Origin of the sequence: Nocardia sp. CC227C (genome assembly GCF_030767025.1) — a bacterium.
In the GTDB taxonomy this organism is placed as follows: Bacteria; Actinomycetota; Actinomycetes; order Mycobacteriales; family Mycobacteriaceae; genus Nocardia.
In genome coordinates this window covers 288,067-302,660 of record NZ_JASITE010000008.1, presented here as the reverse complement: position 1 = coordinate 302,660, position 14,594 = coordinate 288,067, and the positions used below count along the sequence as shown (strand labels likewise).

General features: G+C 68.9%; 15 protein-coding genes. 10 read left to right on the top strand and 5 right to left on the bottom strand.

Annotated features, from left to right (window positions below; all coding sequences use genetic code 11):
* The first annotated feature begins 83 nt into the window (after positions 1-83).
* The 3 genes from QMO76_RS18880 to QMO76_RS18870 all read left to right on the top strand — a co-directional run bounded on the left by QMO76_RS18880 (position 84) and on the right by QMO76_RS18870 (position 3,765).
* Positions 84-1,376, top strand: coding sequence for an NAD(P)/FAD-dependent oxidoreductase (locus QMO76_RS18880; protein ID WP_306362633.1), 1,293 nt, complete (start codon positions 84-86; stop codon positions 1,374-1,376).
* 460 nt (positions 1,377-1,836) lie between these two features.
* Entirely contained in the window at positions 1,837-2,685 is an 849-nt protein-coding gene (locus QMO76_RS18875) for a GNAT family N-acetyltransferase (protein WP_306362632.1), read from the top strand.
* A gap of 9 nt (positions 2,686-2,694) precedes the next feature.
* A complete protein-coding gene (locus QMO76_RS18870) occupies positions 2,695-3,765 on the top strand; it encodes a lysophospholipid acyltransferase family protein (protein WP_372342017.1) in 1,071 nt (356 codons plus the stop codon).
* Positions 3,766-3,978: 213 nt separating this feature from the next.
* Here QMO76_RS18870 and QMO76_RS18865 read toward each other — a convergent pair whose 3' ends face one another.
* Positions 3,979-4,389, bottom strand: a complete 411-nt coding sequence (locus tag QMO76_RS18865) for a PRC-barrel domain-containing protein (RefSeq protein ID WP_306362630.1) — start codon at positions 4,387-4,389, stop codon at positions 3,979-3,981.
* A 271-nt stretch (positions 4,390-4,660) separates the two neighbouring features.
* Here QMO76_RS18865 and QMO76_RS18860 point away from each other — a divergent pair, with 271 nt between their 5' ends.
* Entirely contained in the window at positions 4,661-5,503 is an 843-nt protein-coding gene (locus tag QMO76_RS18860) for an aminotransferase class IV family protein (protein ID WP_306362629.1), read from the top strand.
* A 58-nt stretch (positions 5,504-5,561) separates the two neighbouring features.
* Here the strand turns inward: QMO76_RS18860 and QMO76_RS18855 are convergent, their stop codons facing one another.
* The gene (locus tag QMO76_RS18855; RefSeq protein WP_306362628.1) at positions 5,562-6,662 is read right to left on the bottom strand and encodes an enolase C-terminal domain-like protein; all 1,101 of its coding nucleotides are present in this window, start codon (positions 6,660-6,662) and stop codon (positions 5,562-5,564) included.
* Positions 6,663-6,905: 243 nt separating this feature from the next.
* On the opposite strand from QMO76_RS18855, the gene QMO76_RS18850 reads away from it, so the two are divergent.
* The 3 genes from QMO76_RS18850 (at position 6,906) to QMO76_RS18840 (ending at position 10,492) form a co-directional block, all read left to right on the top strand.
* On the top strand, positions 6,906-8,144 hold the full coding sequence (locus QMO76_RS18850; protein WP_306362627.1) for a cysteine desulfurase family protein: 1,239 nt from the start codon (positions 6,906-6,908) through the stop codon (positions 8,142-8,144).
* 2 nt (positions 8,145-8,146) lie between these two features.
* Positions 8,147-9,271 (top strand): tRNA 2-thiouridine(34) synthase MnmA, encoded by a 1,125-nt coding sequence (gene mnmA / locus QMO76_RS18845; protein ID WP_306362626.1) that lies wholly within the window; start codon positions 8,147-8,149, stop codon positions 9,269-9,271.
* A gap of 171 nt (positions 9,272-9,442) precedes the next feature.
* Positions 9,443-10,492, top strand: a complete 1,050-nt coding sequence (locus tag QMO76_RS18840; protein WP_306362625.1) for a methionine synthase — start codon at positions 9,443-9,445, stop codon at positions 10,490-10,492.
* Between the two features lie 34 nt (positions 10,493-10,526).
* Here the strand turns inward: QMO76_RS18840 and QMO76_RS18835 are convergent, their stop codons facing one another.
* Complete coding sequence (locus QMO76_RS18835) at positions 10,527-10,871, bottom strand: hypothetical protein (protein WP_306362624.1); 345 nt, start codon at positions 10,869-10,871, stop codon at positions 10,527-10,529.
* A 106-nt stretch (positions 10,872-10,977) separates the two neighbouring features.
* On the opposite strand from QMO76_RS18835, the gene QMO76_RS18830 reads away from it, so the two are divergent.
* Complete coding sequence (locus tag QMO76_RS18830; protein WP_306362623.1) at positions 10,978-11,421, top strand: excisionase family DNA-binding protein; 444 nt, start codon at positions 10,978-10,980, stop codon at positions 11,419-11,421.
* A 12-nt stretch (positions 11,422-11,433) separates the two neighbouring features.
* A complete protein-coding gene (locus QMO76_RS18825; RefSeq protein ID WP_306362622.1) occupies positions 11,434-11,910 on the top strand; it encodes a hypothetical protein in 477 nt (158 codons plus the stop codon).
* Positions 11,911-11,918: 8 nt separating this feature from the next.
* On the opposite strand, the gene QMO76_RS18820 is transcribed toward QMO76_RS18825, so the two are convergent.
* On the bottom strand, positions 11,919-13,172 hold the full coding sequence (locus tag QMO76_RS18820; protein WP_306362621.1) for an ATP/GTP-binding protein: 1,254 nt from the start codon (positions 13,170-13,172) through the stop codon (positions 11,919-11,921).
* Between the two features lie 125 nt (positions 13,173-13,297).
* On the opposite strand from QMO76_RS18820, the gene QMO76_RS18815 reads away from it, so the two are divergent.
* The gene (locus QMO76_RS18815) at positions 13,298-14,116 is read left to right on the top strand and encodes a metalloregulator ArsR/SmtB family transcription factor (RefSeq protein WP_306362620.1); all 819 of its coding nucleotides are present in this window, start codon (positions 13,298-13,300) and stop codon (positions 14,114-14,116) included.
* A 12-nt stretch (positions 14,117-14,128) separates the two neighbouring features.
* Here the strand turns inward: QMO76_RS18815 and QMO76_RS18810 are convergent, their stop codons facing one another.
* On the bottom strand, positions 14,129-14,548 hold the full coding sequence (locus QMO76_RS18810) for a PPOX class F420-dependent oxidoreductase (RefSeq protein ID WP_306362619.1): 420 nt from the start codon (positions 14,546-14,548) through the stop codon (positions 14,129-14,131).
* Positions 14,549-14,594 lie beyond the last annotated feature (46 nt).

Here is a 14,594-nt window from a genome sequence, read left to right as displayed (position 1 = left end):
TAAGAGTCATCTACATTATGCGCCCTGACCCTTGGAACAATCACGTTCCGAATCACGGTTACTCATGACAGAAGGGAGCTGTCATGCAGTACTTGGATTCGGGGATCGAAGCCACTGATGTCGTCATCGTCGGATCGGGCTTCGGTGGCTTGGCCGCCGCCAAGCAGTTGAACAAGTCGGGGATCGATTACGTTCTCATCTCGGCCACTCCGGAGCATCTGTTCCAGCCGCTGCTCTACCAGGTAGCGACGGGTGTGCTGGCCTCCGATGAGATCGCACCACCCATCCAGAACATCATTCGTCACCACAAGCACGGTGAGGCCCGGCTGGGCACGGTGGTCGGCATCGACGCCGAGGACGCCGTCCTCACCTACGAGACGCCCGAGGGGCTGCGGCGCATCCGCTACAACAAGCTCATCGCGGCGACCGGCGCCAACCAGTCCTACTTCGGCCGTGACGATTTCGCCGACAAGACCTTCTCGCTCAAGACCATCGACGATGCCAAGCGCCTGCGCGCCCAGATCGAGCACGTCTTCGACATGGCGAAAGACGCCGATCCGGCGACCCGCGAGCGCCTGCTGAGCTTCGTGGTGGTGGGCGCGGGTGCGACCGGCGTCGAGGTCGCGGGCCAGCTGAAGGAGCTGTCGAAGCGGCACTACCACCAGGAGGCGTCGGTCACCCTGGTCGAGGGCGCCGGCGCCGTGCTGCCGCCCTTCGGCGGCAATCTGTCGGAGTACGCGAAGCGCTCGCTCACCGACAGCGGCGTCGAGGTACTGCTGGACACCTTCGTGACCGATATCGAACTCGGCAAGGTGACCGTCAAGAGCAAGGACGGCGTGGAGCGCGGTATCGCGGCCGAGACCGTGGTGTGGTCGGCCGGTGTGCAGGCGGGCGGATTCGCGCGCCTGCTGGCCGAGGCCACCGGCTGCGAAACCGACCGTGCCGGGCGGCTGTTGGTGAATCCCGACCTCACCGTGGGCGGGCACGCCGATATCTACGCCATCGGCGATATGACCTCGCTCAACGGCTACCCGGGCCAGTCGCCGGTGGCCATGCAGGAGGGCCGCCACGTCGCCGACATCATCCGCCGCAAGAAGCAGGCCGCCACCCCGTTCGAATACTGGGACAAGGGCAGCATGGCGGTGATCAGCCGGTTCAGCGCGGTCACCAAGGTCAACGACAAGATCAAGTTCACCGGTACCGTCGCCTGGGTGGCCTGGCTGGCGGTGCACCTGTTCTACCTGGTCGGCTTCCGCAACCGGTTCGCCGCGGTGTTCTCCTGGCTGGTGGCCTTCATCGGCACCGGGCGACCGGGCTTCGACGAGGTGGAAAAGCCCGCCGCGCCGGAGATCACCGAGCAACGTCGCGCGGCCTGATCCGCATCGCACCGCTTCGCGGGCATCCGGCACCGTTTCGCGGCATACCGCACCGCCCGGCGTACTCGCCGGGCGGTCGTCGTTAGCCGCCCGGTCCGGGGCCCGGGACCTGGGAACTGGGACCCGGAACCTGGGACCCGGGAGCTGGGACCCGGAACCTGGGATCCGGGCCAGGCATGGGGATCACCATGCCGCTGTCGTGCGGGCACCGCGCGGGGGTGGCCGACCGGCCGCGGTCGCGGTGACGTAGGCTGTCACTTCTCGCGCACTTCGCGTCGAGGCTCCGCATCCTCACCGTCAGCGGAAAGCCGCCTCGGAAACCAGTATTCGTCCTGGTGGGGAACGGTCGGCGACCGTCGGATGAACTCCGTGTGCGGTCCAGATCACGTTCACTCGACCGGCATCGGCTCGCCATCCCGAGGTTGCCCCGGCGCAGTGTGCGCCTGGCTTGATCATCGGTATGACCACCAAGGCAGCGTCGAATCCAGCCCTGCTCTCCGCCGCGCCGTGCTCCACACCGGACCCGATTCGCGCCCAGGGCCGTGCCCGGTACTCCCTGGTCGTCGAATCCGATGCCGCCCACCGCGAGGTGGCCCAGCGGCTGCGCTACCGGGTGTTCGCGGGCGAGCCCGGATTCACCATCGCCGACGACGGCACCGGTCGCGACCACGACCGTTTCGACGAGCACTGCGATCACCTGCTGGTCCGCGACAACCACACCGACGAGTTCGTCGGCTGCTACCGAATGCTGCCGCCGCACAAGGTGTCCGCCGCCGGCGGCTACTACACCGCCACCGAATTCGATCTCACCGGGCTGGATCCGCACGGGCAGCGGATCGTCGAGATGGGCCGCGCGTGTGTGGTGCCCGAACACCGCAACGGTTCGGTGCTGAGTCTCATGTGGGCGGGCATCCTGCACTACATCGAGATCACCGGCTACGACTGGGTGATGGGCTGCGTCTCGGTGCCCATGCGGCTGACACCCGAGGACGAGCCCGGCGTGAACGTGCGCGGGGTGCGGGACATGCTGCTGGCCCGCCACGCGGTGCGGCCGGAGCGATTCGTGCACCCGTACCGCCCGGTGGAAGTGGACGGCCGCACCCTCGACGAGCTGGAACCGCCCGCCCGCGCGAAGGTTCCGCCGCTGCTCAACGGCTATCTGCGCCTGGGCGCGCAGATCTGCGGCGAGCCCGCCCACGACCCCGATTTCGGTGTCGCCGACTTCGTGGCGCTGCTCGGCTTCGCCACCGTGAACACCCGCTACCTGGACCGCTTGCGCAGTGCCGCGGCGACTTTCGAGGCCCGGTGATCCGCCATGATGCCCGCGTTCCTGTCCCCGGATTCGGCGCCGCTGTCGTGCCCGCCCGCCGCGCCCGTGCACGCCTGGATGCCGTCGAGCCCCTGCGGTCCGGACTGCGTCGAGGCCACCGCTGAGTCCGGAACCCCGCGGGTGGCCGGACGGATCCTGTCCTTCGCGGCCGTGCTGTCCACCTTCCCCGCCGCCTATCTGGTCACCCCGCGCCGCTGGCGGCCCGCCCTACAGCGCCGCTACGCGCGAAGGCTGCTGTCGTGCTGCGGCATTCGCGTGCGAGTCGTGGACCGGCGCGGGGACGGTCCGGTGCGCGTCGAGTACGACGCCGACACCGGTGCGCCGCGCGCCGACACCGGGACGCGGATCGAGGACGGTCATCTCGGCCGCGGCCTGCTGGTGGTCGCCGACCACGTGGGCTGGACCGATATCGTGGTGCTGAGCGCCGTGCAGCCCATGAGCTTCGTGGCCCGCGCCGATCTGGTGAACTGGCCGCTGCTCGGCGATGTGGCCCGCCTGGTCCGCGTCATCCCCATCGAGCGGGAGAATCTGCGCACCCTGCCCACCGTGGTGCAGGAGATGGTGCGACGCCTGAAATCCGGTGAGCGCGTGGGCGTTTTCCCCGAGGGCACCACCTGGTGCGGTCGTGGCCGCGGACGCATGCGACCCGCCCTCTTCCAGGCCGCCGTCGACGCCGGTACACCGGTGCAGCCGATCCGCGTGCGCTATCAGGACCGCGCGGGTGAACTCTCCACGATCCCCGGCTTCGTCGGCATCGACACCCTGATGGATTCCATCCGCCGCGTCCTGCGCTCACGCGGCGTCGTCGCCGAGGTGGTCCTGCAGCCGCTCGAACTGCCCGGCACCGACCGCCGCGACCTCGCACTGCGCTGTGAGCGGGCCCTGCACGACGACCATCCCAACCAGGGCATCGCCGCCGGGCTGATTCACGAACTCCAGGCGGAGCTGGCGCAGGCGGAGCCGACCGCCTGGGCCGCGCATCCTGCCGACCAGCGCGTGACACCACCGCGGCAGTCCGAACCGGTGCCGCACGCCGCGGTGAGCGTCGCCTACAGCTGAATCGGGCCGCGATCACCGCACGGCACCCGCTGGCCGAGCGACCTACGCGGCCGTCTCCGCGAAAGCCTTCGAGCATCCGCCCGGCCGGAATCGTGCCGGGGCTGCCGTGCCGGGTCCGCCGTGCTCGCCGCGTGCGCCGGGATGGCCGCCTCGCGCCGACCCCGTCGGCCTGGATGTCCGACCGACTATCGCGGTCGTGGTGGGGTGGACGCGTCAAGGCGTCGGGTAGCGGCTAATCCCCGCCCCCCAGAACGGTGGGTACCCGTACTGCCCGTAGAGCGTCTCGTAGAACGTGGGGGCGTCGACGAGCGGCGGGTCGTAGGGCTGGCTGTCGGTGACGTGCTGCTTGGTGCGATCGATGTGGACCGACTTCCCCTCGATCCCGACAATCACCTCCACCGGCACCAGGCGCTTGGTCTGCCCGATCCCGAGCACCCCGCCCGATCCGATCCGGATGAACCGCACCCGCCGCTCGCTCTCGTCGATGACGAGCCCGTCGACCTCCCCGATCTCCGTTCCCTCGCTGTCGAATACGGTGCGATTCCCGATGTCGTAGGCCGGATCTCGCAAGGTCAGATCCGTATCGTCGAGATCAATGAGCGTGGGCAGCCGTTGCTCGGCCATTACTGCGCTCTCTTTCCCGCCCGACGAACCGCAGTTCTCCTCCTCGGGATTGGGATGTCTCGGCCGACGACGCACAAGCCTCACCGCCGAGATGCCCGGCCGTCACGCCGCCAAACGCCGGGGGCGGGGACCAGGAGTGTGGCGGGTGCGGTCGAACCGGCAACTTGAGCGAAGCTAAACGCTGGTTACGCGACGCGTCATTGTTTCGAATCGCCGGTTGGCGCACGGTAGAGGTCACGCTCGATGAAACCGCTGTGCTACTGGGAGTCTCATGTCCACACCATCGTTCCTGGCCGATACGCGTCCGGAAACCACCGCCTTCGTCCTCCATCACGACGGCGAGGCCACCACCGGTGAGCAGTTGGCGAATCTCGCTTTCGCCGGACATGCGCACTTCACGGCCATGCAGGTGCGGGGCGGTCGCATTCGGGGCCTGGATCTGCATCTGGAGCGGTTGCGGGGCGCCTCGATGGAGCTGTTCGGCACGGCACTGCCCGAGCAGCGAGTGCGTTCCCACCTGCGCACCGCATTGGCGGCCAGCGCCCCCGACGTCTCGCTGATGGCCACCGTCTACTCACCCGAGGGCGAATTCACGCTGGCGCGATCCGGTACCGAGCCCTCGGTCGTCATTCGCACCGCACCGCCCGCTTCCGGTCCGCAGGGTCCGCTGTCGCTCATGACCTTCGAACACGAGCGGTACCTGCCGGCGGTGAAGCACGTGGGTGAGGTGGCCAAAACACATCTGCTGCGCCGCGCGGCCGCCGCCGGTTTCGACGACGCCGCCTTCCTCGACCGCCACGGCGGATTCAGCGAGGCATCGATCTGGAATCTCGCCTTCTGGGACGGTTCCGCGGTGGTGTGGCCCGTCGCCCACAAACTGACCGGCACCACCATGGGCATAGTCCGACGTCAACTCGCCGCCCTCGGAATCCCCCAGCGCGACGAGGTCGTAACTCCCGCCGATCTCCCGGACCTGCGGGGAGCCGTAGTCATGAACTCCTGGACCCCCGGCATCCTCGTTCACAGGATCGACACGGTGGACATCCCCACCACCCAGCCCTTCCTCGACGCCCTCCACACGGCCTACCGCACCGAACCCCTCACCGCCCCGTAACGCCTCCTGGCGACGGTCCGGATGAGTTGCGTGACGACCGGGCATCCCGATCCCGGAGTCACCGCAGCCGGTAGTCGGCCGCCGCCGCGGCGATCCGCATGCCGTGGCCGGGCGCGTCGAGGGGTACCGCGAGCTCACCGCCCGACACCTCGGGTACGCCATCCACCAGCAGCGGTTCCAGGCGAGCGTGATCGATGAACCATTCGATATGGCGCAGGTCGGTCACCGCCCCGGCGACCGGGGCGTGCAGGGACGGCGCGCAGTGCGCCGACACGTCCAACCCGTGCGCGCCCGCGACCGCCGCACCGCGCAGGAAGCCGGTGTAGCCGCCGCAGCGGGTGACGTCCAGTTGCAGGCAGTCCACCACGTCCACCAGCGCGGCGGCGTCGTAGGAGTCGTAGACGTATTCACCGGCGGCCACATCGCAGCGCACCGCGTCCCGCACCGCCGCGAGGCCGGTGCGGTCGTCGCTGGTCACCGGCTCCTCGAACCACACCACGCCGAGCCGATCCAGTTCCTGGCCGACGCGCCGCGCCTGGCCCCGGGTGTAGCCGCCATTGGCGTCGACCAGGATGCGGACGTCGGGGCCGGTGAGCTTGCGTACCTGCTGCACCCGCTCGAGATCGCGCTCGACATGGCCGCCACGCCCTTCGCCGATCTTGATCTTCACGGCCCGGCAGCCCGCCGCCAGCCATCCGCCCACCTGCTCGCTCAGCTGATCCTCGTGCAGATTGACGAACCCGCCCGACCCGTAGACCGGCACCCGTTCCCGTGTCACACCGAGCAACGTGGCCAGCGGCACGTTCAGCAATCGGGCCTTCAGATCCCACAACGCGATATCGACCGCGCTGATCGCCAGCGCCGCGATTCCCTTCGTCCCGATATTGCGACAGGCCCGATGCATGGTCCGCCAGCATTCGGCGATATCGAACGGCGACTTGTTGCCGAGATGCGGGGCCAGATGCACCGAGACGACCTCCGCCGTCGCGGGCGACCCGTACGTCCATCCCAGCCCGAACTCACCGCCCGCACCGACCCGCACCACCACCGCGGTGGTCCAGTCCCATTCCAGCGTCGCATCGGCCTCTACGTGCTCGGTCGGAAACCTGTACACCGCCACGGCGATGTCCTCGTCGATCCGCGCAGTCCTGATACTCATCTCTTCGTCCTTCGGTTGGGCTCGATGCCGCGCCGGGCGCGACGCCGGGCCCTCACCTGACCGATACCCACCCCGCGGTCCGCCTATCCCCCGGGGGAGGTCTCGATCGACCGGGAGCGGTGTGCGCCGGTTCCGGTGCACCGGTGAAACCGCTGGACCGCGGGCACGGTCCGGTGGTGCGGTGGCCCAGGCGGGCGACGCCGGGAATATCGGCGCGCGGTCGACGGCTATCCTTGTACGGTCATGAAGTCGGCTTTCCCGGGTCCGGTCGGTGCCCAGACGGTCTACCTCGATCACGCGGCCACGACACCCATGTTCCCGGTCGCCGTCGAGGCGATGACGGCTGTCCTGGGGACGGCGGGGAACGCCTCGTCGCTGCACGGGTCGGGGCGGGCGGCGCGGCGGCTGCTGGAGGAGGCGCGGGAGTCGATCGCGGCGAATCTGGGGGCGCGGCCGTCGGAGGTGATCTTCACCTCCGGGGGGACCGAGAGCGACAATCTCGCCGTCAAGGGGATCTATCGGGCGCGGCGTGACGCCGAGCCGCGGCGCAACCGGATACTGGTGAGCGCCGTCGAACACCATGCCGTGCTGGACGCCGTCGAATGGCTGGAGCAGCACGAGGGCGCGGAGGTGACGTGGCTGGAGGTCGACTCCGAGGGGGTCGTCTCGGCGCGCACGCTGCGTGCCGCCTTGGAATCGTATGCCGGAGAAGTGGCGCTGGTCAGCGTCATGTGGGCCAACAACGAGGTCGGCACCGTCGAGCCGATCGTCGAACTGTCCTCGGTGGCGCAGGAATTCGACGTGCCCATGCACAGCGACGCGGTACAGGCCGCGGCGCAGCTGCCGGTGGACTTCGCGGCCAGCGGCCTGTCGGCGGCCAGTTTCGCCGGACACAAGGTCGGCGGACCGCACGGCGTCGGCGTGCTGCTGCTGGGACGCACCGTGCCGTGCGTGCCGATCGTGCACGGCGGCGGGCACGAACGCGATCTGCGCTCGGGCACCTCGGATGTGCCCGCAGCCGTCGGCTTGGCCGCCGCGCTGCGGGAGACCGTGCGCGGAATGTCTTCCCGCACCGTCGAATTGACGCGGCTGAGCGATCGTCTCGTGGCCGGTGTGCGGGAGCTGGTTCCCGACGCGGTGCTCAACGGCGCGACGGGGGAGCGGCGGCTGCCCGGCAATGTGCACTTCACCTTCCCCGGCTGCGAGGGTGATTCACTGCTGATGCTGTTGGACGCGGCCGGAATCGAATGTTCGACCGGGTCGGCCTGCAATGCGGGCGTGGCCGGACCGAGCCACGTGCTGCTCGCCATGGGCGTGGAACCGGCGCTGGCGCGCGGTTCGCTGCGCTTCTCGCTGGGCCACGACTCGACCGATACCGATGTGGACGCCGTACTGGCGGCGCTGCCACAGGTGGTGGAGCGGGCCAAGGCCGCCGGACTGGCGAGCGTCGGTTCCACCCCGCATGCGAAGGGAGGCTACTAGCAATGCGTGTACTGGCCGCCATGAGCGGTGGCGTGGACTCGGCGGTGGCCGCCGCCCGCGCCGTCGACGCCGGACACGAGGTCGTGGGCGTGCACCTGGCGCTGTCGACCGCGCCGGGAACACTGCGCACCGGATCGCGCGGCTGCTGCTCCAAGGAGGACGCCGGGGATGCGCGCCGCGCCGCCGACGTCCTCGGAATCCCGTTCTACGTCTGGGATTTCGCCGACCGGTTCAAGGAGGACGTGATCGACGACTTCGTCGCGTCCTATGCCGCCGGGGAAACCCCCAATCCGTGCCTGCGCTGCAATGAGAAGATCAAGTTCTCGGCGCTGGCCGACCGCGCGGTGGCGCTGGGCTTCGACGCCGTGGTCACCGGGCACTACGCGCGCCTCGCCGACGGGGTGCTGCGTCGCGCCGTGGACGCCGACAAGGACCAGTCCTACGTATTGGCGGTACTGACCGCCGAGCAGCTCGCGCGGGCCATGTTCCCGGTGGGCGACACCCCCAAGCCGCTGATTCGCGAGGAGGCCGCTTCGCGCGGCCTCGCCGTGGCGAACAAGCCCGACAGCCACGACATCTGCTTCATCCCCTCCGGTGACACCCGCGCCTTCCTGGGCGCGAAGATCGGCGTCCGGCCCGGCGCCGTCCTCGACGCCGACGGAACCAAGCTCGCCGACCACGAAGGCGTGCACGGCTTCACCATCGGCCAGCGCAAGGGCCTGGGCCTGCCCGGACCGGCCGCCGACGGCAAACCGCGCTACGTCACCGATATCGACCCGGAGACCGGGACCGTGCGCGTCGGCTCCGCCGCCGACCTCGAGGTGTGGACGGTGCTCGCCGACCGCGCCATCTGGACCTCCGGCGAGACCCCCGACGGCCCCATCGAGTGCGTGGCCCAGGTGCGTGCCCACGGCGGCACCGCCCCGGCGGTGGCCGAACCCGCCGACGGCGGCCTGGTGGTCCGCCTGCGCCAGCCGCTCACCGGCGTGGCGCGCGGCCAGGCCGTGGTGCTGTACCGCTCGGACGCCGAGCACGGCGACCAGGTGCTAGGCAGCGGCACCATCAGCGGTACCGAGCGCGAACGGCATTCGTACGCAACCGAACTGGTGTCGGACGCGACGGCGTGAGCGGCGCGCGGGCATCGTGCGCCGAGACGGGTTCCGCGACGACCAGGGCTGCGAGCGTGCGTCTGCTTCCGCGTTCGGACATCGTGGATCCGGACGCACGGGCGGCTTCTCGGTCGGATGATCACGACCGTGTGCGACAGGTGAGCGGCTGCGAAGGGCAGAATGAATCCCATGAGTGACGAGGGGGCGGACGGCCGCGCCGGGTTGCGCGGCGGTGTCGCGACCGGTGTGGGCTCGTGGCCCGGCACCGATATTCGCGAGGCGACGGCGACCGTGGTCGGCGAGCTCGGCGAGCTGCCGCATCTGGTGGAACTGCCCGGCCGTGGTGTCGGCGCGGATATGATCGGCCGCGCCTCGGCGCTGCTGGTGGACATGGCCTACGACAGCACGCCCCGGGGTTACCGGCTGGCCGCGCGGCCGGGCGCGGTGGCCCGCCGGGCGCACGATCTGCTGCGCACCGATCTCGACGCCCTCGAAGAGGCGTGGGAGACAGCCGGTCTCGCGGGCGCCGGGCGCACAGTCAAGGTGCAGGCCACCGGCCCGCTGACCCTCGCCGCCCAGGTCGAACTCCCGGTCGGACATCGCGTGCTCACCGATTCCGGCGCCCTGCGCGACCTGTCGGAATCGCTCGCGGAGGGTCTCGCGAACCATGTCGCGGAGGTGGGCAAACGCCTGGGCGCGAACGTCGTCGTCCAGCTCGACGAACCGTCCCTCACCGCCGTCCTCGATGGTTCGCTGCGGGGCGCCAGCGTCATGAACACCGTGCGCGCCCTGCCCGCTCCGGAAGCCCGGCACATCCTCGACACCGTGATCGCGGCCCAGCCCGCCCCGGTGCTCGTTCACAGCTGCGACGCCCGCCCGCCCCTGCAGTTCCTGCGCCGAACCACTGCTGCCGCAGTCGGTTTCGACCTCGCCACCATCGGCACCCGCGATCTCGACAGTATCGGTGAACTACTCGACTCGGGTCGCCACCTGGCCCTCGGCCTGGTCCCCACCACCGCCCCCGCCACCCCGGTCACCTGGCGCGAGCTCGCCGAACCCGCCGTCCGCCTGCTGGACCGCCTCGGCCTCCCCCGCCGCCTGCTCGCCACCCACATCCTGGTCGCCCCCGCCTGCGGCCTGTCCGGCGCACCCCTGTCCTGGGCACGTCGGGCCCTGGAACTGTCCACCGCCTGCGCCCGCGCCTTCGCCGACGAACCCGAGGCGTTCACCCGCGAATAGGACGGCGGCGTCGCACATTTCGCGCCGCTGAAGATCAGCCCCCGAAGTAGGGCCGCGAGCCGGGATGGGCGATGCTCCACCTGTCCGGCTTGCCCGGCGGGTACACGACCGGAATCTGATCCCCCACCGACGGCCACTGGTTCACATCCCACGCGAACCGCCCGTACGTCTCGTGCGCCACCACCGACGGCCCCGAAATATTGCCGCTGATGGTCACGTACTGATCCCCGGGCACATCCGGCCGCGGACTCACCCCCGTGACATACAGCGTCCCGTTCTCGGCCCCCGCCATCGGCTTCCCCTGCCGACCGCGCCGGTAGAGCATCACCATCGCCACCAGACTTCCGGCGATCATCACAAGGAAGGCGAATTCCAACATGCCTTCCATGCTATTGCGCGGGCGGCTGTATTCACGATCTTGGTTGCATTTATGTCGTTTGTGGCGCATCCTTGCGGTACGAGGGCCCAGTGAGAGGAGCCGCACCATGGCCGTGTGCCACGTGGAAGCTGACGTTTCGCAGGCGGTTCGCGATGAATTGCGGAATGCTGTGGCCGAACTGCGCGGCGGTGCACCCGTTGAGTCGACCATTACCATCGATGAGGTCGCCATCCGAGTGCCCTCAGCCGTGCGTGAGGCGGTGTTGGTCGTCCTCGAGCATCTCAGCGCCGGTCGGGGAGTTGTGATCGGTCCCGTCGACGCTCTTCTGACCACCTCGACGGCAGCCGAATTACTAGGTCTGTCGCGCACCTATGTGTGCCGCCTGGTCGATTCCGGCGAGCTTGCCGCCGAGTATCGCGGTACGCACCGTCGGATCCCCCTACAAGCCGTTCTCGATTACCGAGAGCAGCGGCGACGTGACCGTGCCCGGGCACTCGACGACGTCGCCGGGATCTCTCGTACAGCAGCCCTCTACGACGACGACTTCTGAGAAGAGCGCACGGTGCCGTTTCGAGCCTTCCTGGATGCGAATGTACTGGTGTCGGCTCGGTTGCGTGACGTCCTACTCACGTTGGCGGAAGTGGCGCTGTACGAAGCGCGCTGGAGTCCGGTGGTGCTCGCCGAGGTCGAACGTCACCTGCCGAGCACGATGGCAGGCGATGTTGTCGCCGCCGCGGTATTCTCACGGTCCGAGGCGTTGGTCACCTCGGACTGTCGGCTGCGGCAGGAGCTCGAGTCGTATCCCGAGCTGATCGAGGCCCAGACGCCCTCGGCGTTCGTCGCCTACGCGATCGATTCCGATCTGTCATGTGCGGGAAGTGCGCTGCTGAATATGGCGGCACGCCGGTGGCTCGCAGGGGCCGAGAGCGCCGCGAACCCTGCGATCCGCGATCGGTTGGCGGTGTGGGCGCGACGTGAACTCGGAGACGCCGTATCGGATTTGATACTGCAACCGGAGTTTCGTAGTCGGGTCGGGTAGCGGGTGCCTCAGTGCGCCGTGAGTTCGCTGGTGCCCTCGGGGGTGCGGCGGAGTTGCCAGACCGTGGTGCGTTTGGTTTGGGAGCGGCCGTTGCCGCGGTCGATGAGGGGGCGGTTGGGGGTGGTGAAGATCAATTGGGCGCCGTGGGTGTTGGTTTCCGGGTTCTGGAAGAGCTGGATGAGGCGGTCGGCGGCGTCGGGGGTGAGGTGGGTGTCGATATCGTCGACGGCCAGCACGCCGCCGGAGTCGAGGGTGTCGAGGATCGGGGGGAGCAGGCGGAGCAGGGCCAGGGTGGCGGTGGATTCCTCGGTGATGCCGAAGGGGGTGTCGATGCCGTCGTGCACCAGGCTGAGACCGACGCCGCGTCGGGCCACCATGCGGGCGTAGAGGGCGTCGCGGGCGGCGTAGAGGGCGGTGAGTTCGCGGTGCAGCACCGTGACGGTCAGCCCGTGGTCGCGCAGCAGCGCCTCGGCGCGGGCGGGGGAGGTGGTGGCGGCGTCGACTTCCTTCGCGGTGGTGGCGATATCGCTGTCCAGCTCGCGCAGGTAGTCGGCGTACATGGGGTCGTTCTCGGGGATGAGCAGATCGGTGATACCGAGGTCGGCGGAGCGCAGCAGGGTGAGCAGGCGGGCGGCGTGTTCGGTGGAGCGGGAGATGTGGCTGCCCAAGCGGTGTGCGATGGCCTGTGGATCCTGTTGTCCGCGTTGTACTTCCAGGAGCGACTGGAACCAGCGGTAGGCGGGGACCAGGGCTTCGGCGTACATCTGTCCGGACAGGCTGAGCAGCAAGGCGTTCGGGCGCACCAGCGGCACCAGTGCGCCGATGCCGTAGCGGGCGGCCTCGAACATGGGGCCGACGCGGATATCGGTTCCGTTGCGTTCGAACACGATTCGCTTGCGGTTGTGCGGATGCGTGTACAGCCATTCGGCCGTCACATCGGCATTGTCGAGCCGGAAGCCGTAGGTGTACGGGTAGCCCTCGGCCACGAAGTTGGCCGCGAATTCCGAAGGGCGGTCCGGGAATCCGAGATGCGGGCTGCGAATGGGACCGGCGAACGGGTCCCAGCCGGTGACCGAGTTCAGCACCGCGTCGCGCATATGCCAGAGCGCGTCGACGAGCGAGGTCTTGCCGGTGGCGGCCGCGCCGTGCACCGCGGTGACCGGAACGGCGACCGGTCCGCTGCCGCGGGTGAGCCGCAATTCCTGCGGTTCGGCGAGGGACCTGTGATTCGACACCTGGAAGCTGCGCAACACGCTCGCCATCCTGCCGGTCGCCACCGGAATGCGCGAGCGGGGGGTCGGTGTGTGCGGTGGGACCCTTGACATGCAACCAATAGGTTGCCTATGGTCCAATGTGCAACCAAGGAGTTGCCTATTGAGGAGATGGCGTGGACGAGGTGTTCAAGGCGCTGGCCGACGCGAGTCGCCGCCGCCTGCTCGACAGCCTGAACGAACGCACCGGTCAAACGTTGCGCGAGTTGTGCGCCGGACTGGATATGTCCCGGCAGGCCGTCAGCAAGCATCTGGCCGTGCTGGAGGCCGCCAATCTGGTGATCACCCGCCGCCACGGCCGGGAGAAGCTGCACTACCTGAACGCCGAGCCCGTCAATGCCATCGCCGACCGCTGGATCAACCGCTACGACCGCGGGCGGGTGCACGCACTCGCCGACCTCAAGAACGCATTGGAGAGCACGACCATGGGCAGCAACGAATTCGTCTACGCCACCTACATCAAGACCACCCCGGAGAAGCTGTGGCAGGCACTCACCGAACCGGCCTTCACCAAGCGCTACTGGGGCGCGAGCTTCGACACCGACTGGCAGCCCGGCTCGGAAATGACCTGGCACGAACGTGATTGGACGAGCAAGGCTCCCGAGCAGGTGGTGCTGGAGGCGCAGCCGTACACCCGGCTGTCCTACACCTGGCACTCCTTCGGCCCCGACTACGGTGAGCAGTTCGGGCTCGATCAGGCCACGATCGACAAGTGGGCGAGCGAATCGCGCTCCAAGGTGACCTTCGAACTGGAACCGGTCGGCGCGCTGGTGAAACTCACCGTCGTGCACGACGGCTTCGACGAGGGCAGCGGCCTGCTCGAAGCCGTGAGCCACGGCTGGCCCGGCATCCTCACCAACCTGAAGGCCCTGCTGGAAACCGGCGAGACCCTGCCCGAACTCGATCCGGACGCGTGGACGCCCGAATCGGTGTGAGCCGACGGCGATTCAGCCGAGCATGCCGTACGCCCGCGTCGTCGTGATCCGCACGACGACGCGGCGATCGGCCACCATGGCCCGCCGATAGTCGTCCCAATCCGGATGCTCCCCGTTGAGCGCGCGGTAGTAGGCGATCAACTCCGCCACCGTCGCATCGCCCTCCTCGGCCGCCACCGGCGACAGCTCCGCCTTCCCCTCCAGCACCGCATACGACCAGAAATCCTCGCTGGTCACATGCAATGCCGCCCACGGCTCCCGCCGCAGATTGTGATACTTGGCCCGATCCGCCGTGATCGAGATCCGAACGACCCCGTCCTCACCCACCCAATGCGTGACATTGGACAGCTGGGGACGCGTGTCCTTGCGAATCGTGGCCAGTACCGACCGGCTGTGCTCCCGAGCGAATGTGACGGCGGTCTCGATATCCATACGCTCTGCAACAGCGGCCGCGATGGCGCTGTTCCCGGCGCGCTGT

Coding starts and splice junctions, on each gene's coding strand:
- QMO76_RS18875 (WP_306362632.1), top strand. CDS start 1,837: ATGACCACCAAGGCAGCGTCGAATCCAGCCCTGCTCTCCGCCGCGCCG.
- mnmA (WP_306362626.1), top strand. CDS start 8,147: ATGCGTGTACTGGCCGCCATGAGCGGTGGCGTGGACTCGGCGGTGGCC.
- QMO76_RS18865 (WP_306362630.1), bottom strand. CDS start 4,389: ATGGCCGAGCAACGGCTGCCCACGCTCATTGATCTCGACGATACGGAT.
- QMO76_RS18880 (WP_306362633.1), top strand. CDS start 84: ATGCAGTACTTGGATTCGGGGATCGAAGCCACTGATGTCGTCATCGTC.
- QMO76_RS18820 (WP_306362621.1), bottom strand. CDS start 13,172: ATGGCGAGCGTGTTGCGCAGCTTCCAGGTGTCGAATCACAGGTCCCTC.
- QMO76_RS18810 (WP_306362619.1), bottom strand. CDS start 14,548: ATGGATATCGAGACCGCCGTCACATTCGCTCGGGAGCACAGCCGGTCG.
- QMO76_RS18860 (WP_306362629.1), top strand. CDS start 4,661: ATGTCCACACCATCGTTCCTGGCCGATACGCGTCCGGAAACCACCGCC.
- QMO76_RS18855 (WP_306362628.1), bottom strand. CDS start 6,662: ATGAGTATCAGGACTGCGCGGATCGACGAGGACATCGCCGTGGCGGTG.
- QMO76_RS18850 (WP_306362627.1), top strand. CDS start 6,906: ATGAAGTCGGCTTTCCCGGGTCCGGTCGGTGCCCAGACGGTCTACCTC.
- QMO76_RS18835 (WP_306362624.1), bottom strand. CDS start 10,871: ATGTTGGAATTCGCCTTCCTTGTGATGATCGCCGGAAGTCTGGTGGCG.
- QMO76_RS18870 (WP_372342017.1), top strand. CDS start 2,695: ATGCCCGCGTTCCTGTCCCCGGATTCGGCGCCGCTGTCGTGCCCGCCC.
- QMO76_RS18840 (WP_306362625.1), top strand. CDS start 9,443: ATGAGTGACGAGGGGGCGGACGGCCGCGCCGGGTTGCGCGGCGGTGTC.
- QMO76_RS18830 (WP_306362623.1), top strand. CDS start 10,978: ATGGCCGTGTGCCACGTGGAAGCTGACGTTTCGCAGGCGGTTCGCGAT.